A 25,939-nucleotide genomic window follows, 5' to 3' on the forward strand; every position below is an offset into this window, starting at 1 on the left:
GCTTCGCGCGGGGGAGAAGGAGGAGCCCTCACTTGATCGGTGGCCGCGGCCATTTCGCCTCGCCGGGCTCCATCATGAAACGATAGTCCAGCGAATACCACGGCGCGGATACGTCTGCGGCGGTGGGGTGCGGCTGATCATGGCGCATGAAGCGACCGACCAGCGCCTCGGTGACGCCGAACTGCACGTCGCTGCCGAGGTGGGCATCGTCGTCGGCATAGACCTGCGAGATCACCGTCTTGAAGCCGGGTTTGTAGATCAGTGCATGGACATGGGCCGGCCGGAACGGGTGGCGGTCCTGTGCGTCGAGCAGCCGGCCCACCACGCCGTCGGTGGGAATCGGATAGCCGGCCGGCTTGACCGAGCGAAACCAGAATCTGCCCTCAGCGTCGGTGGTGAATTTTCCGCGCAGGTTGAAGTTCTCCTGGTCGGGGTCCTGGTTCTCGTACAGTCCGACCGGCGAGGAGTGCCAGATGTCGACCTCGGCCGCGGGCACCGGCGCGCCGCCGCGGTCCTGCACCACAGCGGTCATGAATAGCGCCGGGCCCGGGGTGTCGGAGCGGACGATCGAGCCGCCATTGTCGACCCGGGGCGAATTCAGACGCCAGAACGGCCCGAGCAGGCTCTGCGACGTCTCGGTGGTGCCGTTGGCGCCGTTGTTGAGCAGGCAGACCAGCGACGACACCCCGAGCGAGCCGGCCATCAGCACGGCCTCGTTGTGAGTGTCGGTGGTCAGCTTGCCGATCTCGTTGAGGATCGCGGCGGCGTCGCGAAATTCCTCTTCGGTGAGGCGGACGTCGCGGACGAAGCCGTGCAGGTGAGTGACCAGCGACACCATGATCTCGCGCATCCGCGGATTTTTCGTGCGTTCCATCACTTCCAGCACTGCCGGCGTGACGTCTTCTTGTCGCTTGATGGTGGTCATGGCGTGCTCCCGACTTTCTGCGCTTTTCCCACAAGGGAAGAACGGAAGAAAGCAAGACTCGCCTCAAACTTCAGCCTACGCCCCTCTGACAATCACCCCGTACCAGCCCAGCCCCTTGTAGGTTTCGTAGCCCGGTGTGGCATGGAATGCGACCTGGGCGCCGGAGCTTTGGTGGTAGAACCCGCTGCGGCGGCCGTTCAGTTGCAGCGGAATACGCTCGGTCAGCAGGCCCTCGCCGTCGGAGGCTGCGATGACGCGGAAATTGGAGTCCACCAGCAGCACGCGGGTGCGATCGTCGCCGACGCGCACGCCCTCGACGATGGCGCGGGCCTGAGCTTCCCAGTCGAAGTGGATGGCCAGCACGCCGAGAGGCCTGCCATTGGCCTTGCCGCCCTCGCGCACGCTGGCGCAATAGGTCGCCACCTGGGCGTTGTTCAGCAGCGGCTGCTTCTCCACGTCGCCGGCCACATAGTCGTCGCCGGAGCGCAGCTTTCTCGCGTCGCGAAACCATGCTGTGTTGGCGACATTATGGCCGCGGACGTTGAAGCGATCGCCGCGTCCGCTCGCCAGCACGTTGCCGTCGAGATCGCACAGCCACAGGTCGAGATACACGGTGTAGGCGCCGAGGATCACCGCAAGGCGCTCCGAGACATGGGCCACGGTGGAATTATCCGGCGCAGCGGCGCAGTCGACCACCGCAGAATCGGTTGCCCACCAGCGCACGTCGCAGGTGCGCTCATAGAGGTTGCGGTCCATCAGTTCGATGGCGTTCAGCGACAGGTCGACCATGCGCTCGCCGCGCGACCGTTCGGTCATGCGGTCGATGGATTGCATCAGGCTTCCTGTGCGTCCGGTGAGCTGGGTCTCCAGCTCTTTGGCGATGGTCTCGACCAGTTGGCCGACATTGCGTACTTCCTGCGCCACTACCGCGAAGCCCGCGCCGTGGACACCGGCGCGCGAACTCTCGATCAGCGCATTCAACGCCAGCATCTTCATCTGGTTGGTGATGTTCTGGATCGACTTGGTCTTCTCGCAGGCGATCTGGTTGACCTCGGACGTCAGCCGCGCGATCAGCGTCGAGATGTCCGAATCAGTTTCCGTTTCGCCAGGTTGGTTTGTGATCGCCCGCATGGGACTGCTGGCACGATCCATCGTCATAACCATCCCTGGTATCTCCTAATGGGAGCGGTGCACCGTGCCGGCCTGCGCGGTACGCGAATACAATTCCGCTACTTTCCATCATTTCGGCTAATGAGACATTAACCCAGCGGGCGTGTGGACTGCTCGTGAAACGCCAAAAGTGCTTATTCTTTCGGCAATTAGGCCGTTGTTGCAGCCGCCGGTACCTACGCTGGACCGCTGCCGGCGAAAGGTCGGCAACCCGATCTCAATCAAATGCCGGCAAGCTGCGCGTTTCCTGCTCCGGACCATTTCATGACCATGATCGACGACGACAGCAGAGCCACCGCCGCTGAACTGTCAGAGGAACTGATTTTCCTGATTGCAACGGCGCTGACCGACGCGCAGCGCAAACGCGCCACCGACCTGTTTCGCCGATTCGCGCGCCAGATCGAGTCCGAGGCCTGGCGTCGAGGTCGCGACAGCATCACGCCGGTCGTCAGTCCCACGGTCGCTCCAGTGGAGCCGGTGGCACAAGAGAGCGTCGCTGTTGGCGAAGCTGATGGGGCTGCTATCGAAACTGTTAGCGAAACCCTACCGCCCGATTACCGTGTCAGCCTGATCCCGCTAGTCGGCTGGCAGGATTGACGCGTCGCGACAGGCCGGATGACGGCCTTCGCGCATGTATCAATTGGCTTAACTATTTCAGGGCCAAATGGCGTTCGATGATTCGTGCCAGGGTAATCCAGTGACAAATGTGATTCAGTTTCCAGCGCGTGCCGTACTGCAATCTGACGACGACGAACTCGACCTGCTGAGCGCGGTCGACCTGGCGATCCGCGACCTGCGCGAGATCGCGCAGAGCGCAGGCGCCTCGGCGCAGGAGCGCGCCCTCGAATGCCTGTCGATGCTGGAAGGCGCCTACGCCGTGGCGACCGGCGGCTGATCGCGCCTCACCGAACTGCGACGCCATAGTAGTCGTCGATGTCGGCGGTGCCGCGACCCCAGTTCCAGTCATCGGCTCGGCGATGTTTCGGCGCGTCGTTGAGCTGGTCGGTTGTCACCATGGTCTGGTAGCCGCCGAGATCGACATTGTACTTCAGTGACGGCCACGGCAGCGGATAGAAATCGTCGCCGATGCCCAGGAAGCCGCCGAAGCTCAGCACCGCATAGGACACCCGGCCGCTGACTTTCTCGATCATCACCCGCTCGATGGTCCCGATCCGCTCGCCATCGGGCCCGTAGACCGCGGTTCCCTCCACCTTGTCGCTGCCGATCAGGCTCACGGTCTCGCGCGCTTCTGTGGTCATGGTCGTCTCCCGTATCGCTGGTTTTCGCAGAGGCAACGGCAGGGCAGCGTCAGCGTTCCCGGGCTCCGATGTCGCATCGCCCAAGTTGCGGTCGAAGCCATGGACTCCCGAAAATCGTATGCCTATATCCGTGCTTTCCCCTGACCGTGATCGAGCCTCCCGCATGACCACCACCGACATTCCCGCCGCCGAATCCCAGCCGTTCCAGGCCGAAGTCGCCGAATTGCTGCATCTGATGGTGCACTCGGTCTATTCCGAGACCGACATCTTCCTGCGCGAGCTGATTTCCAATGCTTCCGACGCCTGCGACAAGTTGCGTTACGAGGCGATCGCGCAGCCGGATCTGATGGCCGACGGCGCGCCGCTGAGCATCCGGATCGTGCCGAACAAGGCCGCCGACACCCTGACGGTGGTCGATAACGGCATCGGCATGAGCCGCCAGGAACTGATCGACAATCTCGGCACCATCGCCCGTTCCGGCACCAAATCGTTCCTGTCGCGCCTCACCGAGGCCAAGGATGGCGCCGGGCTGATCGGCCAGTTCGGCGTCGGCTTCTATGCCGCCTTCATGGTAGCCGACCGCATCACCGTCACCAGCCGCCGCGCCGGCTCTGAAGAGGCCTTCATCTGGTCGTCGTCCGGCGGTGCCGGGTTCGAGATCGCGCCAGCCAGCGAGGCCGACGCCGCCAGGATCGGCCGCGGCACCGAGATCGTGCTGCATCTGAAAGAGGACGCGAAGAAATATCTCGCAGGGTACGAGATCGAGCGCGTGGTCGGCGCCTATTCCGACAACATCCAGTTTCCGATCATGCTGCAGCCGGACGCCCCGGCAGCCGATTCGGAGCCGAAAGCCGAGGGTGAAGACGAGGCCAAGGACGAAGAAAAGCCCGACAACGAGCCGCGGCAGATCAATTCGGCCAGCGCGCTATGGCAGCGCTCCAAGTCGGAGCTGACGCCGGAGGATTACACCAAGGCCTACAAGTCGATCGCCTCCGCCTGGGACGAACCGGCGATGACCCTGCACTACCGCGCCGAGGGCCGCTATTCCTATGCGGTGCTGCTGTTTGCGCCATCGGCCAAGCCGTTCGACCTGTTCGAGCCGCAGCGCAAGGGCCATGTGAAGCTCTATGTCCGCCGCGTCTTCATCACTGCAGATGCCGACCTGCTGCCATCCTATCTGCGCTTCATCCGCGGGGTGATCGACAGCGAGGACCTGCCGCTCAACCTGTCGCGCGAGATGCTGCAAAACAATCCGCAACTGGCGCAGATCCGCAAGGCGGTCACCACCCGCGTCATAGGCGAGCTGGAAAGCCTCGGTGACAAGGAGCCGGAGACCTTTGCAAAGATCTGGGACGCCTTCGGACCGGTGATCAAGGAAGGCATCTACGAGGATTTCGAGCGCCGCGAAAAGCTGCTGGCGCTGTCGCGTTTCACCACCACGTCGGGCGAGAAGCGCTCGCTGAAGCAATATATCGCCGACCTCAAGCCGAACCAGACCGAGATCTACTATCTGGTCGGCGACAGTATCGAGCGGCTGAAGTCGAATCCGAAACTGGAATCCGCGACCGCCCGCGGCATCGAGGTGCTGCTGCTGACCGATCCGGTCGATGCATTCTGGACCTCGGGCGGCCTCGATTTCGACGGCAAGCCGCTGAAGTCGCTGAGCCAGGGTGACCTCAACCTCGACCTGATCCCTGTCGTTGACGAGGACAAGAAGGACGAGCCGACCTCGGAGACCGACGAGGCTGCCGTCATCGCCGTGATCAAGGAGGCGCTCGGCGATCGCGTCTCCGATGTGAAGGTATCGACCCGCCTCACCACCTCGGCCTCCTGCCTGATCGCCGGCGGCTTCGGACCCGACCGCGCGCTGGAGCGCATGCTGGCGCAGCAGAACCGCGGCGCTGTGACAAAACCGGTGCTCGAGATCAACATGAAGCATCCGCTCGTTGCGGCATTGGCCAAGGCCGACACCGCCAAGGGCGGCGAAGCCGCCGATCTGTCGATGCTGCTGCTGGAGCAGGCGCAGATCCTCGACGGCGAGTTGCCGGAGGATCCCGCGGCCTTCGCCAGCCGCCTGAACCGGCTGGTGCTGCGGGCGTTCTGACACCGAACCTTTTTGGCGCGGCGCCGAAGGCGCCGCGTCTTCTTTTGCCGGAGGTTCCCGCCATGAGCAGCGTGTTCGAAAAACTGATCAATAAATATGCCGAGCGCGGCGACTTCGAGCGCCTCAAGGGCTATCAGACCGATCGTCGGGCGATGCTCGAAAGCTTGCAGAACGGCACTTACGACAAGATGCACCTGACCTCCGACAACGACCCTGTGCCGTTGATGGCCGAGATCGAGCGGGAACTCGCCTGTATCGAAGCGGCGCTGCGCCAGCAGCAGTGACAAGAGTGCGTTGCAGCAAATGCTGCGCGCGTGCTTCATCGTGCCAATCGCTGATCCGGTCTGCGCTTTCCAGCTACGCCGAAAGATTAGCTGGGCAGTCACGAACTTCTAAAATAGCCTGCGCCCAATTAAAAATATTGGGAGGCTTGTGATGAAGTTCGGACCTTTGCTGTCGGCTGTTGCGGTATGCAGCCTGTGTCTCGCTGCGCCGGCTCTGGCGCAGGGAACTGCTCAAGGCGTCAAGATCGGAATTCTCAACGATCAGTCTGGCGTCTACGCCGATTACGGCGGCAAGTATTCCGTCGAGGCCGCAAAGATGGCGATCGAGGATTTCGGCGGCGAGGTGCTCGGCCAGAAAATCGATCTGGTCACTGCCGACCATCAGAACAAGCCCGACACGGCGATCGCGATTGCACGCAAGTGGTATGACGTCGACGGCGTCGACATGATCACCGAACTGACCACTTCGTCGGTGGCTCTGGCGGTTCAGGAATTGTCGAAGGAAAAGAAGAAGATCGACATCGTGGTCGGTGCCGCAACCTCGCGCATCACCGGCGATGCCTGCCAGCCCTATGGTTTCCACTGGGCCTATGACACCCACGCGCTCGCCGTCGGCACCGGCGGCGCGCTGGTGGAAGCCGGTGGCGACACCTGGTTCTTCCTCACCGCCGACTACGCCTTCGGCTACGCGCTCGAGCAGGACACCGGCGACATCGTCAAGGCCAAGGGCGGCAAGGTGCTGGGTTCGGTGCGTCACCCGCTCAACTCGTCGGACTTCTCGTCCTTCCTGCTGCAGGCGCAAAGCTCGAAAGCAAAAATCGTCGGCCTCGCCAATGCCGGCCTCGACACCGCCAATTCCATCAAGCAGGCGGCGGAATTCGGCATCGTCGCCGGCGGCCAGAAGCTCGCCGGCCTGCTGCTGACGCTGGCGGAAGTGCACGGTCTCGGCCTGCAGGCTTCGCAGGGACTGGTGCTGACCGAGGCTTATTACTGGGACCGCGACGACAAGTCGCGCGAATTCGCCGAGCGCTTCTTCAAGCGCACCCAGCGCATGCCGAACATGATCCAGGCCGGTACCTATTCGGCGACGCTGTCCTATCTCAAGGCGGTGAAGGCCGCCTCGTTCCAAGGACTCCGATGCGGTGGCCAGGAAACTCAAGGAATTGCCGGTGGACGATGCCTTCGCCAAGGGCAACGTGCTGGCCAACGGCCGCTTCGTGCATGACCTCTATCTGTTCGAGGTGAAGAAGCCGTCGGAATCCAGGAAGCCGTGGGACTATTACAAGCAGCTCGCCACCGTGCCCGGCAACAAGGCGTTCCCCACCGCCGCGGAGAGCGGCTGCCCGCTGACGAAGTAAAAAGACAATGCGGTCCTTTAACCTCTCCCCGCCCTTTGCGGGGAGAGGTTAATACCCCGTCATCTCCAGATAGCCGACGCCGCTATGGCTGCCGCGCAACGCGATCGGTCCTTCCCAATAGGCAAAGCTCGTCGCCATCCAGCTCATCGGATTGAGCGGCGCGGTGTCGATCGCGACGCCGCGCGATGCAACGACGATGCGCCACGATGTCGGTAGCTTGCGGCCGGCGACCTCGGTGGTGGCCGTTGGCGTCATGGCGATGGCCGTTGAGGCGATCTGCTCGGAGCGGCCATCGGGCGTGATCCAGTTGCCGGAAAAGTAGTTTGCGCCGCTCGCCTGCCGCAGCCGGAACAGCATCAGTTTTTCGCCGGACGAAAGATGCAGCGAGAACCAGTCCCAGCCGGTCTGGTCGGAGGCCAGCGGCTGGCTCGAATACTCACGGTCCATCCATGCCTGTCCGCTGACGTCGATGGTCCGGTCGTCGATCGTCAAGCTGCCCGCGGCCCTGAACCACGGCTGGCTGTAGTAATACGAAGCCTGCCCACGCTCGGATTTCCTGCTGTAGCCGCCGTCACCCTGCAGCACCAGGGGACGATCCGCGTCGAGCCGCAACGCGTAGCTGAAGTCGGCGCCCGACGCCGTGACCGCCAGCGGTGCTAGACTTGCGTCGGACATGCCGTCCAGTCCGCGCATCTCCCAGGCATCGATCCAGGCGCGAAACGGCTGTGCCGTCGCGCCTGCCTGGCCGATACCGCCGCGGGCAAGTGTCTCGCTCGACCGGTGGGTGCCGGCCGATGTCACCGCCGCGTGCCCCATCCAGATCTGCGGATTGGCCCAGCCCTCCGCTTGCGTGCCCGCGGCCATCGCCTGCCGGAACAGTGTCCACTGCACGCCATAGGCGGCGCCGTTGGCGTCGTTGAGATCTCGCGGTGAGGTACCACCACTCGATGCGATAGTCCGGATGCGGGCCGTGGTCGGCGGGAAATGACAGGGCCTTGCCCGGCACCACCGCCGCGAATCCTCCGGCGTCGCGGCCGAGGCCGGCAAAGCCCTGTGCCCCCGCGCGCGGCGCGCCGAGGCCGAGGAGTGCAAGGCCGCCGGCAAAGCCACGGCGCGTGATTCGGGGGCTATCGTTCATCGGCAAAGATCTTCACCAGTCGCGCGGGCTGCATCCGCAGCAACCCGATGATCGGCAGTAATGATGCCAGCAACGCGGCCAGCATCGCTACGCCCAGCAATTGCAATAACTGGAACGGAAAGACGGTGAACGGCAGCCGCCAGCCGAAAGCCTTCACGTTGACCACGGCGATCAGGCACCACGCCACCGACAAACCCAGCGGCAGCGCCAGCAGCGACGTGATCAGCGCCACCGCCATGGTCTTGAGCAGTTCGATGGCGGCGAGCCGACGCCGGGTGATACCGATTGCCCACAGCGGCGCCAGTTGCGGCAGCCGCGAATTGCTCAGGGTCAGCAGGCTGGTCAGCAGCGCCACGCCGGCGACGCCGAGGGTAAAGGCGTTCAGCGCCGCCGTGACGGCGAAGGTGCGGTTGAAAATCCGCAGCGACTCCGTCTTCACCGTCGCCTGGTCAGCGAGGTTGCGGCCGTCCAGGCTAAAGCGTTGCTGGATATCGGCCATCAGCTGCGGCACTGCGGCCGGCACGACCCGGAGCCCGAAGCGGGTGCGCGGAATATCGGGGAAGTGCTGGAACAGTGCGTCGACGGCGACGCCAAGCTGACCTTTCGGATTGCCGTAGTCGGCATAGATGGCCACGACGTCGAGTGTCCATTTTCCGGAGGCCACGGGCACCTCGACCTGGTCGCCGATCTTCAGCTTCAGGCGGCGCGACAATTGTTCGCTGATCAACGCGGCGTTGCCGGTCTTCACGCGGTCCCACGCGTCGACCGAAGATTCGAGCAAGGGCCACTGGTCGCGATAGGTGGCGTGATCGGCAAAGCCGAGCAACTCCACCGGCAGACCGGCCAGTCTGCACATCGGCGCGGCCACTCTGCAATGTGGCCTGCACTTCCGGGCGGTGCGCCAGCCAAGCCTTGATCTCCCCGGCCTGTGGGTCGCTGGCGGCGTTGAGATAGATCTCCGACGCCAACCGTCCGTTCAGCCAGCCCGTAAACGTGCGGCTGAAGCTCTCCACCATGGTGCCGACGCCGACATTGACCGCCAGCGCCAGCAGCAGCGCCATCAGCGCCAGCGACAGGCCGGACAGTTGCAACCGGCTGTCAGCCCAGAACCACGTGGTCAGCGGTCGCCGCGCCAGCCGTTCGCCGAGCGCCAGCACGCCGCCGAGGATCACCGGCAATGCCAGCGCCGCGCCAAGCAGCAGCGCCGCCAGCACGGCGAAGCCTGCGCTCAGCGAATCGCCGAAGCCGAGGAAGCCGATAGCCGATGCGAAGACGAGAAGTGCGGCGCCGCCCTGCCAGCACAGCCAGCGGTGTTGCGCCTGCTGCCAGGCGTAGGGTTGCGCCGCAACCAGCAAAGGCAGCCGCGCCGCTTTCACGAGACTTGCTGCCGCAGCCGCGACTGCGCCGATCACGGAGATGGCGAGTCCGGCCAGCCACCATTGCGGCTTCAATTGCAGCCGGCCGGGAATATCGGCGCCGTAGAGTCCGCGCAGGCTGGCGGCGACATCGGGCAGCAGCGATGCCGCGATCAGATAGCCGCAGACCAGGCCGACGAGGCCGGACAGCAGCGCGATGCTGACCAGTTCGCTCAGCAACACGGCGTTCAGCATCCGAGCCGACACGCCGCAGGCGCGCACGGTGCGCAGCATCGACCGGCGCTGTTCGAAGGCGAGACCGACGGCGGAATTGACGATGAACAGCCCGACCAGGAACGACAGCAGCCCGAAGGCCGTGAGGTTGAGATGGAAGCTGTCGGTGAGCCGCTGCAGGTCGGTCTCGGCCTCCGGCTCGACCAATCGCAACCGGTCACCGGCGACCGCTTCGAGCGGCGGGCGGGCGCCCTTGGTCTTGCCGATCGCCAGCCGCGAGATCCGATTCGGCATGTGCAGCAGCCGCTGCGCCACGCCGATATCGACGATCAACACGCTCGGCGCCAGTTGCCGCTGCATTTTGAGCGGTGGCAGGGCGCCAGCGCCGGCAATCTCCGGCGTGGCGCCTTCCGGCAGTGCGAGGTCAGCCAGCGTCTCCGGCGCCACCAGCGTCTGGCCGGGCGGCAGCAGGAAAGCCTGCACGCCGGCGCGGCCGATTTCCGGCGTCGCCGTCGTCTCCGCCGGCAGCGTCACCGGCTCGATGCCGAGCAGGCGCACCGAGCGGCCGCCAATGGTGACGCGGCCCTCCAGCATCGGCGACACCGGCCAGCCGGCGCGGCGCAAGTCGACGAACAGCTGTTGCGGAGAAGTGGCCCGGTCGCGGCCGACCAGCATCGCAGTGCGCGCACCGCCGAAGGTTGCCGCTGCGCGATCGTAGCTCGCGCGTGCCTGCTGGTTCAGAGCCTGCACGCCGCTCCACAGCGCGGTCGCCGAAATCAGCCCGACCAGCAAGGTAGCCAGTTGCATCGGGTGTCGGCGCCAGTGGCTCAGCAGCACCGCGAGGACCCACGCTGCGCGTGTCACGCGATCAGCCCGGCATGAAGACGGACCTGACGGTCGAGGGTAGCGGCGAGCCGCGCGCTGTGTGTCACCATCAGGAAGCCGCAGCCGGTGCGCGCCACAAGATCGCGCGCCAGTCCCAGCACCTCGTCGGCGGTGGCCTCGTCGAGATTGCCGGTAGGTTCGTCGGCAAGCAGCAGCAGCGGTTTCGCCGCCAGCGCGCGGCCGATGGCGACGCGCTGCTGCTGCCCGCCGGACAGTTGTTCCGGGTAGCGCTTGAGCAGCAATGCGAGGCCGAGGCGTTCGATGAGTTCCGCATGCCACGCCGCATCATGACGTCCCGCGATGCGCGACTGGAACGCCAGATTGTCGGCTACGCTGAGGCTGGGGATCAGGTTGAACTGCTGGAACACCAGCCCGAGACGGTCGCGGCGCAGCGCGGCGCGTGCCGGGTCGGGCAGGGCGGTCACGACAGTGTCGCCGAGCCGCACCTCGCCGCCGTCAGCCTGGTCGAGGCCGGCGATCAGATGCAGCAGCGTGCTCTTGCCGCTGCCGGATTCGCCGGTCAAGGCGACGCTCTCGCCGGCAGCGACATCGAGGTCGACGCCGCGCAGAACCGCCACCTGTTCCTGGGCCGAGCGATAGGATTTTGTGAGATGGCGGACGGTCAGCATGCCGGTCCATCCTAGCACGCCGGTTTGCGGGGCGTCCCGGGTGGCCGGCTGCCGGATGTTGCGCGAGTGTCACGACACAAGTCCTGGCGCAAATAGGAAGCCAGTCTACAAGTATCGCTGTTCGTCGTCGCGATCGCGCTTGGGGGTGGCGATGTCGCCGTCTTCGTCCTCATCGTCTTCTTCGGCCGGCGGGGGCGGCAATTTTGCCTTGTCGTCCTCTCGGACAGCGTCGCCATCCTCCGGCGTCTTGCGCTTTCCAGTCATCGTGGCGCCTTTCGTGTCGGATCGCACGGGAAAGGTGCTGCTCCGACCTCAATCTGAACGTCATTATGGGGCATATTCGCCGCTAACCAGCAATCTTCCCTGCCTTTTTTCACCATACGGTGCTAACGGGAGCCGAGTTTGCCAGCAATCCCGTTTTCCGGAGCGACGATGAAAAAGCCGAAGATCGAAATGGACGACCCGCAGCCCCGCAAGATCATCCGCGCCGACAAGGCACCGACCGAGGGTTACTCGCTGGTCGTGGACGGCCATTTCAAGTCGCATCACGACACGGTGGAAGCGGCCGAGGAAGCCGGCATGGCCTTGAAGAACAAGTACCCGATGCTGCAGATCCAGGTTTACGATTCCGCGACCAAGACCCGCACCATGATCGAATGGCCGGCTCCGGCGGCCTGAACCGTCAGGTTCTGCGACCGCCGCTCTGCTGACCGGCCAGCCAGTCCGCCAGCGCCGGGGTCTTTTCCGCCTTCTTGCTGCCCGGCTTCGCCGCCGCCTTCTTCTTGACGGTGGTGGCGCGAGGCGGCTCGGCGGCCTCGCGGGCCAGCCGCAGCGCTTTCAGCTTGGCCATGTTGTCAATCACGGCCTTCGCCGCCGCGTCGCGCTCGGATCGCCCGCTTTTGGCGTCGTGGGCGGCGCGTTCGGCCTTGCTGGTGCGCGCTTCCGCGCGGTCGCGATCGTCCTTTGACATCAGGTTGTCTTCTTTTTCTTTGGTTTCGGTTCGACCGGCTTGGCGCGGTCTTCTTCTTCCTTCGCAAGCCGCGCGGCGCGCAGGGTCTCGGTGCGCTTGCGAATCGCAATGTCGGCGGCCGCGATATCGGCCATCGCCTTGATGCCCTCGGCATCCTGCGCCAGTTTGCGGTTCAGCCGGATTTCCTTCATCTCGGCAGGGGTCTTGGGTTCCGGCTCGGTGTCCATGGTGTGCCTCAAAATTGGCCGCGAAGATGGCGTTGCGGCTACTGCTGCGCCACTCCTACCATGAAACATCGCGGCAAAGGCACCCCACCCGTCATATAACCGTGTCGCGCGGGTGTTTCGGGCGTGCAGTACATTCCGTCACAGGAATGCGCCGAGGTTAAATACCGGCCGCAGCGGTACGCTGGTGAACGGCGAGGGAGGGGCGAGGCGTGGCTGAATACGTGATCCAATTCGGCAAGGACGGCGGGCGCATCGAAGCCGACGGTCGGCTTGATGCCAAGGCGTTTCACCGCAATCACGAGGCGATCTGGGGCGTGCTGGCTCCATTTCTGGGCGGAAAGTCAGGCAACGTCGTCGAAGTCGGCAGCGGCACCGGTCAGCACGTGGTCGAATTCGCCGCGCGCAGTCCCGGCATCACCTGGTGGCCGAGCGATTTCAACGAGGCGCATCTCAAAAGCATCACCGCATGGACCATGCATACGCAACGCGCCAACGTCCGCGCGCCGCTGCGCATTGATGTGAGCGAACCCGCGTGGCTCGCGCACATGCCGGAGGGCGCCGCACCGGACCCGCTTTTGGCGGTGTTCTGCGCCAACGTCGTCCACATCGCCCCGTGGCCGGTGACCGAAGGCCTGCTGGCGGGCGCTGCACGCTACCTGCGCGCCGACGGTCGGTTGTTCATGTACGGGCCGTTCAAGCGCGGCGGTCACCATACCGCCGTCAGCAATGCGGTGTTCGACACCAGCCTCCGAAGCGGCAATCCTGAATGGGGCGTCCGCGACGTCGAGGAGCTGGAGCGCGTTGCCGGCAGCGTCGGTCTGAAGCTGATCGAGGTCGTCGAGATGCCCGCCAACAATCTTATCCTGGTTTTTGGAAGGATCGCGGAAGGCTGAAGCGTCCGATGCATGGGGCTGCCTCGTTTGCGCGTGTTGATTGCCGGTTGGCCGGGCTTCATAGTCCGCGGCGAAGCAACAAGGCCCGGACATACCGGGCCGCATCCGGGTGGATTCCCCCAAATGATCGATGTGACCGGCACACCCGAACTGTTCGATGACGCGCGGGCACGCTCCAATGTGCTGCGGCTGGCGGTCGCCCAGGCGCTCGCCGGCGCCAATTCGGCGGTGATTTTCGCCACTGGCGCCATCGTCGGTTCGACGCTGGCCCCCGATGCGTCCTACGCCACGGTACCGATCTCGATGTATGTGGTCGGCCTGGCCTGCGGGACCTTGCCGGTCGGTGCGATTTCCCGTGCCTACGGCCGTCGCGTCGCTTTCATCATCGGCAGCGGCTGCGGCGCGCTGTGCGGCGCGCTCGCTGCCGTGGCCATCCTGCGCGGTTCGTTCGCGTTGTTCTGCTGCGCCACCTTCTTCGGCGGGCTGTATGGCGCGGTTTCGCAATCCTATCGCTTTGCTGCCGCCGACGGCGCCAGCGTCACGTATCGTCCGAAGGCGGTCTCATGGGTGATGGCTGGGGGCGTCTTCGCCGGCGTGCTCGGGCCACAGCCGGTGCAGTGGACCATGGATGTCTGGCCGCCTTACCTGTTTGCGTTCAGCTTCACGGCGCAGGCACTGGTGGCGCTGATCGCCATGGCGCTGCTGTCCACCGTCGATGCGCCGAAGCCCGCAGCCGCGGATCTCCATGGCGGCAGGCCGCTGGCCGTGATCGCGCGGCAGCCGCGCTTCATCGCCGCGGCGATCTGCGGCGTAGTGTCCTATTCGATGATGAACCTGGTAATGACCTCGGCGCCCCTGGCGATGAAGCTGTGCGGACTGCCGCTCAGCGATTCAAACTTCGGCCTGCAGTGGCATATCGTGGCCATGTACGGACCGAGCTTCTTCACCGGATCTCTGATCGCGCGCTTCGGCGCGCCCCGCATCGTCGCTGCCGGCCTCGCGCTTGAAGCGCTGGCGGCAACCATCGGCATGTCGGGCATCACCACCATGCATTTCTGGTCCGGGCTGGTGATCCTGGGCATCGGCTGGAATTTCGGCTTCATCGGCGCCTCGGCGCTGGTGCTGGAAACCCACCGGCCGCAGGAGCGCAACAAGGTGCAGGCGTTCAACGACTTCCTGGTGTTCGGGCTGATGGCGGTGGGGTCGTTCTCGTCGGGCCGGCTGCTGGCGAATTTCGGCTGGTCGACGGTCAATGCCGTCGTGTTCCCGCCAATTCTCCTCGGTCTGATCGTGCTCACGCTGGCGGGTTTTGCCAAGCGACGTTCGTTGCAACAGGCGGGATCGATTCCGGAGCCGCTTTAGGCGGAGACGACCTACGACGTCAGCGGCCGGGCGGCGGTCTCGAAGCTGTCCCGCGGCCAGGTGATCTGCACCACGGCGCCATGATCCGGGAAGGTGCGGTTTGCGAATGTCACTTTCGCACCGGTGCGCTCCAGCAGCGTGCGCGCAATGAACACGCCGAGCCCGAGGCCGCCATGCCCGCTTTGGGCATCGTCGGAGCTGCGCCGCCGCGACAAATAGGGCTCGCCGATCCGCTTCAGAAGGTGCGGCGGAATGCCCGGTCCATCGTCCGAGATCGAGATCACCACGGTTTCCGCGTTCCACCAGGCGTTCACCTCCACCGTGCCGCGGGCAAAATCCACGGCATTCTCCAGGATGTTGCCGACGCCATAGAGAATCGCGGGGTTGCGCATGCCGACCGGCTCCGCCGCGCCAGTCACCGCGATGCGAATCCTGATGGCGACGCCGAAATCGCGGTGCGGGGCCACGGCTTCCTCGATCAGCGTGGACAGTGGCATCCGGTCGAATGGCGCGCCGCTCGACGACAGCTGCGTGATCTTGGAGAGAATATCGCGGCAGCGCTGCGCCTGTTCGCGCAGGGTCTTGAGATCCTCGGTGAGGGACGGATTGTCGTGCACGGTCTTTTCGAGCTCGCGCGAGATCAGGAAGATGGTGGACAGCGGCGTGCCGAGTTCGTGCGCGGCCGCGGCGGCAAGGCCGTCGAGCTGGGTGAGGTGCTGCTCGCGGGTCAGCACCAGCTCGGTCGCCGCCAGCGCGTCGGAGAGCTTGCGTGCCTCCTCGGTGACCTGGAATGCGTAGAGGCTGGTGACACCGATCGCCAGCAGGATCGAGAGCCAGACGCCGAGCAGATAGATCTGCGGCAGTACAAGGGGCTCGTCGGCATCCCATGGCAGCGGCAGGTGAAAGAAAGCCAGCAGCGTGGCGCAGGCGGCCGCGAGCACGCCGAGTGCGATGGTCAGCCGCGTCGGCAGCGCGGTTGCGGAAATCAGCACCGGGGCGAGAAACAGGAACGAGAACGGATTCTGCAAGCCGCCGGTGAAGTACAGCAGCGCCGCCAGTTCGGCGATGTTGAGCGCCAGCAGCGCCGCCGCATAGGCCGGTTCCAGCCGCTGCATCGGATTGAACACGGTCTGCAGCGCCAGATTGAGCGCTGCAGAGAGTCCGATGACAATGACGCAGGGAATGATCGGAACGTCGAAATCGAGGCCCTGGACCACGACGAAGATCGCCGCGAGCTGTCCCAGCGCTGCCAGCCAGCGCAGCCGCAGGATGGTATCCAGTCGTACGTAACGGCGCGGATGGCGAAGGTCGGACGCATCGAAATCGGTCATGCCGCAATTCTATCTGCATGATCAGCCGATCACAAACCGGAGCCGTCGGCGAACGGGCCTTGCATCGTGCGCTTCGATGCCGCAAGGAACGGCCCGCATGGTGATCGAAACCACATCCGCTCCCGAGCTGCGCGCAGCCGTCCCGGCCGGACCGGCGGCGATCGAGGTCGCGCATCTGGTCAAGGTCTACAAGGCCACCCGTGCCGTCGATGACGTCTCGTTCCGCATTGCCCAGGGCAGCATCACCGGCCTGCTCGGCGGCAACGGCGCCGGCAAGACCACGACCATCGCCATGATCATGGGGCTGGTGCTGCCGACCTCCGGCAACGTTCGTGTGCTCGGCTGCGCCATGCCCGAGCAAAGCGCGAGCGTGCTCGGCCGGATGAATTTCGAAAGCCCTTACGTCGACATGCCGATGCGGCTTACGGTGCGGCAGAATCTCACGGTGTTCGGCAAGCTCTATGCGGTTCCCGACCTGCGCGGACGGATCGCTGAGCTGGCCGAGGATCTCGATCTCGGCGATTTCATCGATCGCGCCAACGGCAAGCTGTCGGCCGGCCAGAAGACCCGCGTGGCGCTGGCCAAGGCGCTGATCAACCGGCCGGAGCTGCTGCTGCTCGACGAGCCGACGGCGTCGCTCGATCCCGACACCGCGGACTGGATCCGGCAGCATCTGGAGAACTACCGCAAGACCCACAACGCCACCATCCTGCTGGCGTCGCACAACATGCTGGAGGTCGAGCGGTTGTGCGACCGCGTCATCATCATGAAGCGCGGCCGGGTCGAGGACGACGACAGTCCGGCAAACATCATGCTGCGCTACAACCGCAATACGCTGGAGGAGGTGTTCCTCGACGTCGCCCGCGGCCGGGTCCAGGACCCCGCACCATGAGCATTGTCGAAACCCGCAACGGCATTGCCCTGCACCGCATCAACGCGATGGTTCTGCGCTACTGGTACCTGCTGCTGTCGTCGTGGCCGCGGCTGCTGGAACTGATCTACTGGCCGGCGCTGCAGATCATCACCTGGGGCTTCCTGCAGAATTACATCTCGCAGAATGCCGGGTTCTTCGCCCAGGCCGGCGGCACGCTGATCGGCGCGGTGATCCTGTGGGACATCCTGTTCCGCGGCCAGCTCGGTTTCTCGATCTCATTCCTTGAGGAGATGTGGGCGCGCAACCTCGGCAACCTGATGATGAGCCCGCTGAAGCCCATCGAGTTCCTGATCGCCCTGATGATCATGAGCCTGATCCGGCTGGCCATTGGCATCATTCCGATGCTGCTGCTGGCAGTGATCTTCTTCAACTTCAACATGCTCGGGCTCGGCCTGCCGCTGATCGCCTTCTTCTGCAATCTGATCTTCACCAGCTGGTCGGTCGGGATCTTCGTGTCCGGTCTGGTGCTGCGCAACGGGCTCGGCGCCGAGAGCATCGTGTGGACGCTGATGTTCGCGCTGATGCCGCTGGCCTGCGTCTACTACCCCGTGTCGGTGCTGCCGCACTGGCTTCAGGCCGTGGCCTGGACGCTGCCGCCGACCTATGTGTTCGAAGGCATGCGCTCGTTGCTGATCGATCACGTGTTTCGAACCGATCTCATGCTGACCGCCCTGGCGATCAACGCGGTGCTGTTTATTGTCTCATTCGTGGTGTTTCTCCTGCTGCTGAGAAGTGCACGCCGCGTCGGCTCGCTGGTATCGGGCGGCGAATAAGACCAGATTTCCAGGGAAAACACGGGGTTTTGCGCTGCAATCGCGGCAGCTGTGCCAATCGACCGGTTGACGCTTTCTTATGCAGTCCCCACTATCTTGCGGTGCAGAATAATCGTCAGTGAGGAAGAAATGCCGATCGGTGAATTTGGCAGGCCGCCCGACCTGCCATCGGAAGTAAGTCCGGCGCTGACCACGCCGATGTACTGGATGTATGAGATGGCGCATGCGTCGCTCAATCCGGCGCGCGCGGTGACCGATGCCACCAAGCTGCTGTTCCAGCATCCGCTCAATCCCTTCAGCCACACGGACTTCGGCAAGTCCGTCGCCGCCGGCTGCGAACTGTTCGAGCGCACCACGCGCCGCTACGGCAAGCCGGAATGGGGCCTCGACGATACCGAGGTGAACGGCGTGCGCACGCCGATCGAGATCCGTTCTGTGTGGGAGAAGCCGTTTTGCCGGCTGCTGTATTTCGATCGCAAGCATCCCCGCCCGCTGCGTGCGCCGCAGCCGCGCGTGCTGATCGTGGCGCCGATGTCCGGCCACTACGCGACGCTGCTGCGCGGCACCGTCGAGGCGTTCTTGCCGACCCATGAGGTCTACATCACCGACTGGGCCGACGCCCGGATGGTGCCGATCTCCGAGGGCCGCTTCGACCTTGAGGACTACATCGATTACGTCATCGAGATGCTGCACGCCTTGGGCGGCAACATGCATGTGATCGCGGTATGCCAGCCCTCGGTTCCGGTGCTGGCTGCGGTGTCGCTGATGGAAGCCGAAGGCGATCGCTTCGTGCCGGTCTCGATGACGCTGATGGGCGGGCCGATCGACACCAGGCGCAATCCCACCGCGGTGAACAATCTGGCCGCCGAGAAGGGCATCGACTGGTTCCGCAACCACGTCATCACCAAGGTGCCGTTTCCCAATCCGGGCGTGATGCGCGATGTCTATCCGGGCTTCCTGCAGCTGAACGGGTTCATAAGCATGAATCTCGACCGCCACATGGACGCGCACAAGAACCTGTTCAATCACCTGGTGCAGGGCGACGGCGACCTCGCCGACAAGCATCGCGACTTCTACGACGAATATCTGGCCGTGATGGACCTCACCGCCGAGTATTATCTGCAGACCGTCGACACCGTGTTCGTCAAGCACGCGCTGCCGAAGGGCGAGATGGTCCACCGCGGCCGGCGCGTCGATCCCTCTGTCATCACCCACGTGGCGCTGATGACGGTGGAGGGCGAGAACGACGACATCTCCGGGCTTGGCCAGACCGAAGCGACCCATTCGCTGTGCACATCGATCCCCGACGATCGCCGTGTGCACTACGTGCAGAAGGGCGTCGGGCACTACGGCGTGTTCAACGGCTCGCGTTTCAAATCGGAAATCGTGCCGCGCATTTCGGATTTCATGTTGTCGGCGGCGCATTCGAAGCAAACTGCAGACGCTGCTGAGTAGAAGTTCCGCATCACATAAGCAGGGACATCGCATCGACGATGTTGCTGTGTGACTCGATGCTTGCGCGCGCGGTTCGACTCGAAACCGCGCGCGTTAACCCTCTGAAATAGCGCCAGGAAATCGGCGTCAGCAGTCCGCTTGAAGAAATGAGGAAAATCTCATTTCTTCAAGCGATGAATCTATGTTGATTTGAATCAAGATTCCTGTTCCAGCCTACATCGGGTAGGTGACGTCGTTCAGGCGGCCCCTGTATATTGGGCAAATGATTTGTTTTTGCGCCGAGCGATTCCCCTGGCGGCAGATATGGCAGAATCCGGTCGACTTCCTGACGTCCGGATCTGCAGACATGGCCTTTCGCGCGCTTCTTTATCGTCGTCCCACCGAGCCTTCGACCCTTGCCGTCAAGCATGGCTCGCAAATATTCGCTGTCCGTCTGCGCCGCCACCGGCGCGCGCGGCGCTACACGCTGCGCATTCACCCAAGCGATCGCGAAGCGATCCTGACCATGCCGCCGCGTGGCACGCTCGCCGACGCCAAGGAGTTCGCGCAGCGCCACGGTGCATGGATCGCCGCGCGTCTCGGTCGTCTGCCGAAGGCTGCGCCGTTCCAGCCGGGAACAATCGTCCCGCTGCGCGGTGCCCCGCATAAGATCGTCCATCGCGCCGGCGTTCGCGGCACGGTGTGGGTGGAGACCCGCGACAGCGGCGACAAGATCATCTGCGTGGCCGGCGAGGCGGAGCATATCGACCGCCGCGTCCACGACTTCCTCAAGCGCGAGGCACGCAACGATCTGCAAAAGGCGTCGACGCATTATGCCGCGACGCTCGGCGTCAAGGTCAAGCGGCTGTCGATCCGCGACCAGTCGAGCCGCTGGGGCTCCTGCACCTCGGCGGGGTCGCTGTCATTCTCGTGGCGGCTGATCCTGGCACCGCCGCATGTGCTGGACTACCTCGCCGCCCACGAGGTCGCGCATCTAGTCGAGATGAACCATTCGGTGCGGTTCTGGAAGGTGGTGGCGAAGATCTGCCCGGCCACCGAACGCGCCAAGACCTGGCTCGACACCCACGGCAACGATCTGCACCGTTACGGGATTGCGGAGTAGCGATCCGTGTCCCGGACGCGCTGCGGCATTCTTATGCCGCTGCGCAGATCCGGGACCGTATCAAACGCCGGTGCCCGTAACGGCCGGCTCTGCGAAGCAATACTTCGTATTGCATCGCGTCCGGGGCACGAGACCGAGCGTTTCTCGCTCTATCTCCCGAACAACCGTTCCGTCAGCCAGCCATCCAGTCCGCTCGCCGCTTCCGGCCGCACGTTTTGCGGCGGCGGGGATCGCGTCGCGGGATAGTTCGCCTGGGTCGGCGCCGCCGGCTGCGGGCGATTGCCCGTATAGACCGGCGCGCTCGGCACGTAGCCGCGCGCCGGCGCCTGCTGTTCCGGCGGCGGGAGTTGCGATTGCGGCGCTGCGCCGGGCACCACCTGCGACACCGTTTGAGCGACGCTCGCGAAGAAGCTGCTCGGCACGGCGCCCGGGATCGGCGCCGGCGTGATGCCCTGATGCGCGGCCTTCATGAAGCGGGTCCAGATCTCCACCGGCAGGCCGCCGCCGGTGGCCTTCTTGGTCGGCGAGTTGTCGTCATTGCCGAGCCACACGCCGGTGACCAAGCGCGAGGTGTAGCCTATGAACCAGGCGTCGCGGAAATCCTGGCTGGTGCCGGTCTTGCCCGCCGCCTGCCAGCCCGGCAGTTCGGCTTTCTTTGCGGTGCCTGTCAGCAGCGTCTCGGTCATCATGGTGTTCATCATCGCCACCGCGCGGGCGTCGATCACCGCTGCGGGCGTGTCGGCCGGGCGCTTGTAGATCACCTTGTTGCCGTCGACGGTGCGAATGCGCTCCACCACATGCGGCGAAACACCGAGCCCGCCATTGCTGAACGGCGTATAGGCGCCGACCAGCTCGGTCAGCGACACTTCCGAGGTGCCGAGCGCGATCGAGGCATTGGCGTCGAGCTTCGAGGCAATCCCCATCCGGTGCGCGGTGCGCACCACGCTCTTGGCGCCGACCTCGAGTCCCAGTCGCACAGCCACCGTGTTCAGCGACATCGCCAGCGCCTGGGTCAGCGTCACCGCGCCAAAATATTCGTGGGTGTAGTTCTCCGGCTTCCAGCCCTTCACGTCCAATGGCGCGTCCTGGCGGATCGTTTCCGGCGTCAGGCCCGCCTCAATGGCGGTGAGATAGATGAACGGCTTGAACGACGAGCCCGGCTGCCGCTTGGCGGTGACCGCGCGGTTGTACTGGCTCTCGGCGTAATTGCGGCCGCCGACCATGGCGCGCACCGCGCCGTCCGGCGTCATCGCCACCAGCGCGCCCTGCGAGACGTTGAACTTGACGCTCTTGGCCGCCAGTTCGTCGATAATCGACGCCTCGGCCACCGCCTGCAGCTTCGGATCGATCGAGGTCTCGACCACGATGCTCTGGTCGATTTGACCGACCAGGTCGTCGAGCACCTCGCCGATCCAGTCGGCGACATAGTTCACGGTGCCGGCGCCGACCGCCTTCACATTGTACGAGGCGTGCGAGGTCGAGGCCTGCGCCTGCGCCGCGGTGATGAAGCCGGCGTCCTGCATCGATGCCAGCACGATCTTCGCGCGCGCCTCGGCGCCTTCCGGGTTGCGGTTCGGCGCCAGCCGCGACGGCGATTTGACGAGGCCGGCCAGCATCGCCGCTTCCGCCACCGTCACGTTCTTGGCCGACTTGCCGAAATATTTCTGCGCCGCGGCTTCCACGCCATAGGCGCCGGAGCCGAAATAGACCCGGTTGAGATACAGTTCCAGGATCTCGTTCTTGGAATGCTTGCGCTCCAGCCAGAACGCCAGCTCCATCTCCTGCAGCTTGCGCTTCATGGTGCGTTCCTCGGTGAGGAACAGGTTTTTCGCCAGCTCGCTGGGTCAGCGTCGAGCCGCCCTGCGACACGCCGCGATGCGCGATGTTGGCCACCGCGGCGCGCGCGATGCCCAGCGGATCGACGCCGTAATGCGAATAGAACCGGCGGTCCTCGATGGCGATGAAGGCCTTCGGCAGATACGGCGGCAGGTCCTTCAGCGCCACATTGGTGCCGGCCTGTTCGCCGCGCGTGGTCATCACCGTGCCGTCATAGCCGACGATCTGGATGGTCGGTGGCCGCTTGGGAATTTCCAGCGACTGGATCGGCGGCAGATGCGCGCCCACATAGATGATCACGCCGACCACGGCGATGGCGCCCCACAGCCCGAGCACCGCGCCCCAGTAGAAGGTTTTTCGGAAGAACGCGCCGATCCGGCTGTTGCCGCGCGCGCGGCTGGCCTTGCGCGGCTTTCGCGCGCCGCCGTCCGAGGATTTTCGCGGGTTCGCTTTCGGCGCGTCGTCGCCGCCCGAGACGCGATCGTCCGGCTTCAGCCGCAGCTCCGACAGCGAAGCTGCGAGCCCGAACACCGGCTCCTTGCGTCCGCCGCCTTTTTTCTTCGCCATCCGCCACCGCGCTTGTTGCTGCCGGACCCTACTGTTCCCGGTTTAAAGCGCCGTTAAGCGGAGGTTAACGGGATGCAAATGCGGGCGGGATTGGTGCAGGCCACCCCGCACTCCGCCTGTTGTCCCCGCGGATGCGGGGATCCAGTAAACGCGGGCATTATGATGATCGCCAGCGCCTGCGTGTACTGGGTCGCCGCTTTCGCGGCGATGACAACCGAGCTCCGCTGCGCGTCGCATGCTGCACCGCGTCGGGTAAAAACAGCGCCGCGGTTCATCCTCGGTGCACGTAGCAACAGCATTGCTTCCCGCGCACTGACGTTCCTGTGATCGGCAATTGATCGCACGCCATTGTTCCTCGGGCCTTTGCGAGGAACGTAATTTGGTGCTTCTCATTGATAGCAGGCGAAACAAATCACCTGGAGGTCACATGAAGAAGATCATTCTCGCCACTGCACTCGCCACCCTGATGTCGGGTTCCGCTGCCTTCGCGCAGGCCAATCCGAATGCACCGCAGCCCGGTTCGACCGGCGCCGGCGTCAACCAGCCCGCCACCACGGGAACCGGAACCGCGGTCGACCGTCCCGATTCGATGAAGAAGGACGGCATGCACTCCACCAAGAAGGAAGGCATGGCCAAGGACGGCATGCACAAGGGCAGCATGAGCAAGTAAGTCGCGTCAGCGGAGAAGAAGCCGCGCTGGAAACAGCGCGGCTTCTTTTAGTCAATGCTCTCGTGTCCCGGACGCGGTGCAGCGTGAAACGCTGCTCCGCAGAGCCAGGACCCACATTTTTCAAAAGGGAATGGACGCCGGATCTGCGGCGCACCACGCCGCAAGGGCGGCGTAGGGCGCCGCGTCCGGCGAACGATACAGCGGCACACGTTGCACTCACATCCCGAAAGTGGGTGCGGCGCTCATCCCGCCACGTCGTCCTCGATGATCGGGCCGAACAGCTCCCAGCGCTCGCCGTTGAATTTCATCATCTGCAGCCGCTTGTTGACGCGATAGTCGGTCGGCGAGGTGGTGATGCTCATGCCGGGCAGGCCGATATCGATCTTGATGTTGGACAGCGACGTCGCCTGCTTCATCACATTGGCGCGAGTGAGGTCGTCGCCGCAGCGCTTCAACACTTCGACCATCAGCTGCGCATTGCCGTAGCCATAGGTGTTGAAGTTCGAGTTCTTGTCGCCCTCGGGATAGTACTTCTCCATGAACGCCAGGTAGCGCTTCATGCCGGCATCGTCCTTCCATTGCGGGTCGGCCGGGTCCTTGCCGTAATTCACCGAGATCAGGCCTTTTGAGTTGTCCAGCCCCGCCGGCTGCAGCACCGCGCCCACCGAGGTGGCGTTGATGTCGACGATGTGTACCGGCTTCCAGCCGAGATCGGCGACTTTCTTGATCGCCTGCGCCGCGAATTTCGGCGTCGAGGCGCTGAACAGCAGGTCGGCGCCGGAGGATTTCAGCTTGACGATCTGCGAGTCGACGGTGGGGTCTGCCAGTTCGTAGGACGTGTCCGCCACGACCATGGTCGCCGCCTTGTCGCCGAGCCCGGCCTGGATGCCGGCGACGTAGTCGCGGCCGAGATCGTCATTCTGCCAGAGGATGCCGATCTTGGCATTGGGATAGTTCTTCAGGATGTACTTGCCGTAGATCCGGCCCTCGCTCTGGTAGTTGGGATTGTAGCCCATAGTCCATGGAAAGTTCTTGGGGTCGGTGAAGCGGGTTGCGCCGGTGGCGGCAAACAGTTGCGGCACCTGCTTCTGGTTGAGATATTTCTGCACGGCGGCGTTGGACGGCGTGCCGACGATCTGGAAGGTCAATAGTACTTCGTCGGATTCGACCAGTTTGCGCACCTGTTCGACGGCCTTGGGCGGCGAATAGGCGTCGTCATACTGGATCAGGTTGATCTTGCGGCCGTTGATGCCGCTCTGTTCGTTGATCATCTTGAAATAGGCGGCCTGGGTCTTGCCGATCGATGAATAGGCCGAGGCCGGACCCGAGAACGGCACTGTCTGGCCGATTTTTATTTCGCTGGCGGAGGCGCCGGGATCATATTTCGGTTCGGCGGCTGCCGGTGTGGCGAGCAGCGCAAGGCTTAATGCAGACGCGGCGAAGCAATGGAGATGCGATGCTCTCATGTGGTTGCCTTCCCTGATATGCGTCGACGTCATTCCATTGCTGGTGCCATCGTTGCCCGGAGTGTGGCGCAGGTGTTTTGCGAAGGCAAGAAGACAAGGAAGGTGTCGCGTTGCACGCGCTGCTGCCGCCTGCCGCTCGACCTGTCATCCCCGCGGATGTGGGGATCCAGTAGACGCGGGCGTCGCGGCTTCACGACCGATGCCGGAGATTTGTCGGGTCGCCCGCCTCCGCCGCCGATGACAGGCGGCCAAGGCGCGCAGCGTTGCGTCGAGCTACCCCAGCCAGACCGCGACCAGAGCCAGCGCCGCCGGCAACGCCTGGACCAGCAGGATCTTGCGGCTGACGCTGTAGGCGCCGTAGAGGCCGGCGACGATGACGCAGAGCAGGAAGAAGATCTTGATCTGCGATGCCACGGCGGCGACGGGGTGCAGCAGACCCCACAGCAGGCCGGCGGCGAGGAAGCCGTTGTACAGCCCCTGGTTGGCGGCGAGCACTGCCGATGCCTGCGCCTTCTCGCGCGTATTGCCGAAGGTCTTCAGGCCATAGGGGGTGGTCCAGAGAAACATCTCCAGCACCAGAAAATAGAGGTGCAACGCCGCCACCAGCGCCACCAGCGTGTTACCGATCATGGTCATATGAAGTCCCCCATTGCCGACCAATAGTGCACATCAGTCGGTGCGTGGTCCGACATAGCATGGCCGCGAGGCCTGCGTGTTCCCTATCTCTTTACCTAAACCGCCTCGCATCCTGTGTCAGATGCCGCATGGGTCTTGTCAAATCACCGGGGCGCGGTTCACATGCACCCAGTACGGGATAATTGATCGCTTCGTGCGGCGAGCGGCGTGCGGATTCCAGCATGAATCTTTCGACACGCCTGATGATCGCGATGACCGGGCTGGTGCTCGGCACCGCGGCGGCGGGACTGATCGGCTATCACAGCGTCGAGTCTTCGGTGGTGCCGCCGGCACTGGAGCGGCTCGGCACCCAGGCGCGCGCCCGGCTCGGCGTGCT

Annotated in this window: 22 protein-coding genes and 4 pseudogenes; 13 read left to right on the forward strand and 13 right to left on the reverse strand. The window is 64.4% G+C overall.

Going from position 1 to position 25,939, the window contains the following annotated elements; all coding sequences use genetic code 11:
• Positions 1 to 28: 28 nt before the first annotated feature.
• Together ACUXVA_RS08130 and ACUXVA_RS08135 are read right to left on the reverse strand one after the other, a co-directional pair.
• Positions 29 to 925 carry a dioxygenase family protein gene (locus ACUXVA_RS08130; protein ID WP_265080768.1) on the reverse strand — a complete coding sequence of 299 codons (897 nt, stop codon included), beginning with the start codon at positions 923 to 925 and terminating at the stop codon, positions 29 to 31.
• Positions 926 to 1,000: 75 nt separating this feature from the next.
• Entirely contained in the window at positions 1,001 to 2,056 is a 1,056-nt protein-coding gene (locus tag ACUXVA_RS08135) for a methyl-accepting chemotaxis protein (RefSeq protein WP_413776552.1), read from the reverse strand.
• Positions 2,057 to 2,359: 303 nt separating this feature from the next.
• Between ACUXVA_RS08135 and ACUXVA_RS08140 the strand changes: the two genes are divergently transcribed.
• The gene (locus ACUXVA_RS08140; RefSeq protein ID WP_445491594.1) at positions 2,360 to 2,692 is read left to right on the forward strand and encodes a hypothetical protein; all 333 of its coding nucleotides are present in this window, start codon (positions 2,360 to 2,362) and stop codon (positions 2,690 to 2,692) included.
• Positions 2,693 to 2,792: 100 nt separating this feature from the next.
• On the forward strand, positions 2,793 to 2,990 hold the full coding sequence (locus tag ACUXVA_RS08145) for a hypothetical protein (protein WP_265080766.1): 198 nt from the start codon (positions 2,793 to 2,795) through the stop codon (positions 2,988 to 2,990).
• 7 nt (positions 2,991 to 2,997) lie between these two features.
• Here ACUXVA_RS08145 and ACUXVA_RS08150 read toward each other — a convergent pair whose 3' ends face one another.
• Positions 2,998 to 3,354: a PRC-barrel domain-containing protein gene (locus ACUXVA_RS08150; RefSeq protein ID WP_265080765.1), complete on the reverse strand. Its 357-nt coding sequence runs from the start codon at positions 3,352 to 3,354 to the stop codon at positions 2,998 to 3,000.
• A 163-nt stretch (positions 3,355 to 3,517) separates the two neighbouring features.
• Between ACUXVA_RS08150 and htpG the strand changes: the two genes are divergently transcribed.
• From htpG to ACUXVA_RS08165, 3 genes and pseudogenes are all read left to right on the forward strand, one after another.
• Complete coding sequence (htpG, locus tag ACUXVA_RS08155) at positions 3,518 to 5,458, forward strand: molecular chaperone HtpG (RefSeq protein WP_265080764.1); 1,941 nt, start codon at positions 3,518 to 3,520, stop codon at positions 5,456 to 5,458.
• 62 nt (positions 5,459 to 5,520) lie between these two features.
• Complete coding sequence (locus ACUXVA_RS08160) at positions 5,521 to 5,742, forward strand: hypothetical protein (RefSeq protein WP_265080763.1); 222 nt, start codon at positions 5,521 to 5,523, stop codon at positions 5,740 to 5,742.
• A 151-nt stretch (positions 5,743 to 5,893) separates the two neighbouring features.
• A pseudogene (locus ACUXVA_RS08165) lies at positions 5,894 to 7,100 on the forward strand (ABC transporter substrate-binding protein).
• Between the two features lie 48 nt (positions 7,101 to 7,148).
• On the opposite strand, the pseudogene ACUXVA_RS08170 reads toward ACUXVA_RS08165, so the two are convergent.
• The 4 genes and pseudogenes from ACUXVA_RS08170 to ACUXVA_RS08185 form a co-directional block, all read right to left on the reverse strand.
• A pseudogene (locus tag ACUXVA_RS08170) lies at positions 7,149 to 8,238 on the reverse strand (lipocalin-like domain-containing protein).
• Positions 8,228 to 10,691, reverse strand: a pseudogene (locus ACUXVA_RS08175) (FtsX-like permease family protein). Before ACUXVA_RS08175 ends, ACUXVA_RS08170 begins: the two co-directional pseudogenes overlap by 11 nt.
• The gene (locus ACUXVA_RS08180) at positions 10,688 to 11,341 is read right to left on the reverse strand and encodes an ABC transporter ATP-binding protein (protein WP_265080759.1); all 654 of its coding nucleotides are present in this window, start codon (positions 11,339 to 11,341) and stop codon (positions 10,688 to 10,690) included. Before ACUXVA_RS08180 ends, ACUXVA_RS08175 begins: the two are co-directional and overlap by 4 nt.
• Before the next feature lie 105 nt (positions 11,342 to 11,446).
• Positions 11,447 to 11,605, reverse strand: coding sequence for a hypothetical protein (locus tag ACUXVA_RS08185; RefSeq protein ID WP_265080758.1), 159 nt, complete (start codon positions 11,603 to 11,605; stop codon positions 11,447 to 11,449).
• A 168-nt stretch (positions 11,606 to 11,773) separates the two neighbouring features.
• Between ACUXVA_RS08185 and ACUXVA_RS08190 the strand changes: the two genes are divergently transcribed.
• Positions 11,774 to 12,019, forward strand: coding sequence for a hypothetical protein (locus tag ACUXVA_RS08190; protein ID WP_265080757.1), 246 nt, complete (start codon positions 11,774 to 11,776; stop codon positions 12,017 to 12,019).
• 4 nt (positions 12,020 to 12,023) lie between these two features.
• On the opposite strand, the gene ACUXVA_RS08195 is transcribed toward ACUXVA_RS08190, so the two are convergent.
• Positions 12,024 to 12,311, reverse strand: coding sequence for a hypothetical protein (locus ACUXVA_RS08195; protein ID WP_265080756.1), 288 nt, complete (start codon positions 12,309 to 12,311; stop codon positions 12,024 to 12,026).
• The gene (locus tag ACUXVA_RS08200) at positions 12,311 to 12,538 is read right to left on the reverse strand and encodes a transcriptional regulator (RefSeq protein WP_265080755.1); all 228 of its coding nucleotides are present in this window, start codon (positions 12,536 to 12,538) and stop codon (positions 12,311 to 12,313) included. Before ACUXVA_RS08200 ends, ACUXVA_RS08195 begins: the two co-directional genes overlap by 1 nt.
• Positions 12,539 to 12,747: 209 nt before the next feature.
• Here ACUXVA_RS08200 and ACUXVA_RS08205 point away from each other — a divergent pair, with 209 nt between their 5' ends.
• Both ACUXVA_RS08205 and ACUXVA_RS08210 read left to right on the forward strand, forming a co-directional pair.
• Positions 12,748 to 13,431: a class I SAM-dependent methyltransferase gene (locus ACUXVA_RS08205; RefSeq protein WP_265080754.1), complete on the forward strand. Its 684-nt coding sequence runs from the start codon at positions 12,748 to 12,750 to the stop codon at positions 13,429 to 13,431.
• Positions 13,432 to 13,554: 123 nt separating this feature from the next.
• Positions 13,555 to 14,793, forward strand: a complete 1,239-nt coding sequence (locus tag ACUXVA_RS08210) for an MFS transporter (RefSeq protein WP_445491600.1) — start codon at positions 13,555 to 13,557, stop codon at positions 14,791 to 14,793.
• Between the two features lie 11 nt (positions 14,794 to 14,804).
• On the opposite strand, the gene ACUXVA_RS08215 is transcribed toward ACUXVA_RS08210, so the two are convergent.
• Positions 14,805 to 16,124: an ActS/PrrB/RegB family redox-sensitive histidine kinase gene (locus ACUXVA_RS08215; protein WP_265080752.1), complete on the reverse strand. Its 1,320-nt coding sequence runs from the start codon at positions 16,122 to 16,124 to the stop codon at positions 14,805 to 14,807.
• A gap of 97 nt (positions 16,125 to 16,221) precedes the next feature.
• Here ACUXVA_RS08215 and ACUXVA_RS08220 point away from each other — a divergent pair, with 97 nt between their 5' ends.
• The 4 genes from ACUXVA_RS08220 to ACUXVA_RS08235 all read left to right on the forward strand — a co-directional run bounded on the left by ACUXVA_RS08220 (position 16,222) and on the right by ACUXVA_RS08235 (position 20,388).
• The gene (locus tag ACUXVA_RS08220) at positions 16,222 to 17,016 is read left to right on the forward strand and encodes an ABC transporter ATP-binding protein (RefSeq protein ID WP_265080751.1); all 795 of its coding nucleotides are present in this window, start codon (positions 16,222 to 16,224) and stop codon (positions 17,014 to 17,016) included.
• Positions 17,013 to 17,831, forward strand: coding sequence for an ABC transporter permease (locus ACUXVA_RS08225; RefSeq protein ID WP_265080750.1), 819 nt, complete (start codon positions 17,013 to 17,015; stop codon positions 17,829 to 17,831). The genes ACUXVA_RS08220 and ACUXVA_RS08225 overlap by 4 nt, the downstream gene beginning before the upstream one ends.
• A 129-nt stretch (positions 17,832 to 17,960) precedes the next feature.
• Positions 17,961 to 19,286, forward strand: coding sequence for a polyhydroxyalkanoate depolymerase (locus ACUXVA_RS08230; protein WP_265080749.1), 1,326 nt, complete (start codon positions 17,961 to 17,963; stop codon positions 19,284 to 19,286).
• 262 nt (positions 19,287 to 19,548) lie between these two features.
• Entirely contained in the window at positions 19,549 to 20,388 is an 840-nt protein-coding gene (locus ACUXVA_RS08235) for a M48 family metallopeptidase (RefSeq protein ID WP_265080748.1), read from the forward strand.
• A gap of 149 nt (positions 20,389 to 20,537) precedes the next feature.
• Here the strand turns inward: ACUXVA_RS08235 and ACUXVA_RS08240 are convergent.
• Positions 20,538 to 22,791: pseudogene (locus ACUXVA_RS08240) on the reverse strand (PBP1A family penicillin-binding protein).
• Positions 22,792 to 23,218: 427 nt separating this feature from the next.
• On the opposite strand from ACUXVA_RS08240, the gene ACUXVA_RS08245 reads away from it, so the two are divergent.
• The gene (locus tag ACUXVA_RS08245; RefSeq protein ID WP_265080746.1) at positions 23,219 to 23,461 is read left to right on the forward strand and encodes a hypothetical protein; all 243 of its coding nucleotides are present in this window, start codon (positions 23,219 to 23,221) and stop codon (positions 23,459 to 23,461) included.
• 242 nt (positions 23,462 to 23,703) lie between these two features.
• On the opposite strand, the gene ACUXVA_RS08250 is transcribed toward ACUXVA_RS08245, so the two are convergent.
• Positions 23,704 to 24,927, reverse strand: a complete 1,224-nt coding sequence (locus ACUXVA_RS08250; protein WP_445493265.1) for an ABC transporter substrate-binding protein — start codon at positions 24,925 to 24,927, stop codon at positions 23,704 to 23,706.
• 273 nt (positions 24,928 to 25,200) lie between these two features.
• The gene (locus tag ACUXVA_RS08255) at positions 25,201 to 25,563 is read right to left on the reverse strand and encodes a DUF1304 domain-containing protein (protein WP_265080744.1); all 363 of its coding nucleotides are present in this window, start codon (positions 25,561 to 25,563) and stop codon (positions 25,201 to 25,203) included.
• Positions 25,564 to 25,939 lie beyond the last annotated feature (376 nt).

It is taken from the genome of Rhodopseudomonas sp. RCAM05734 (assembly GCF_052658035.1).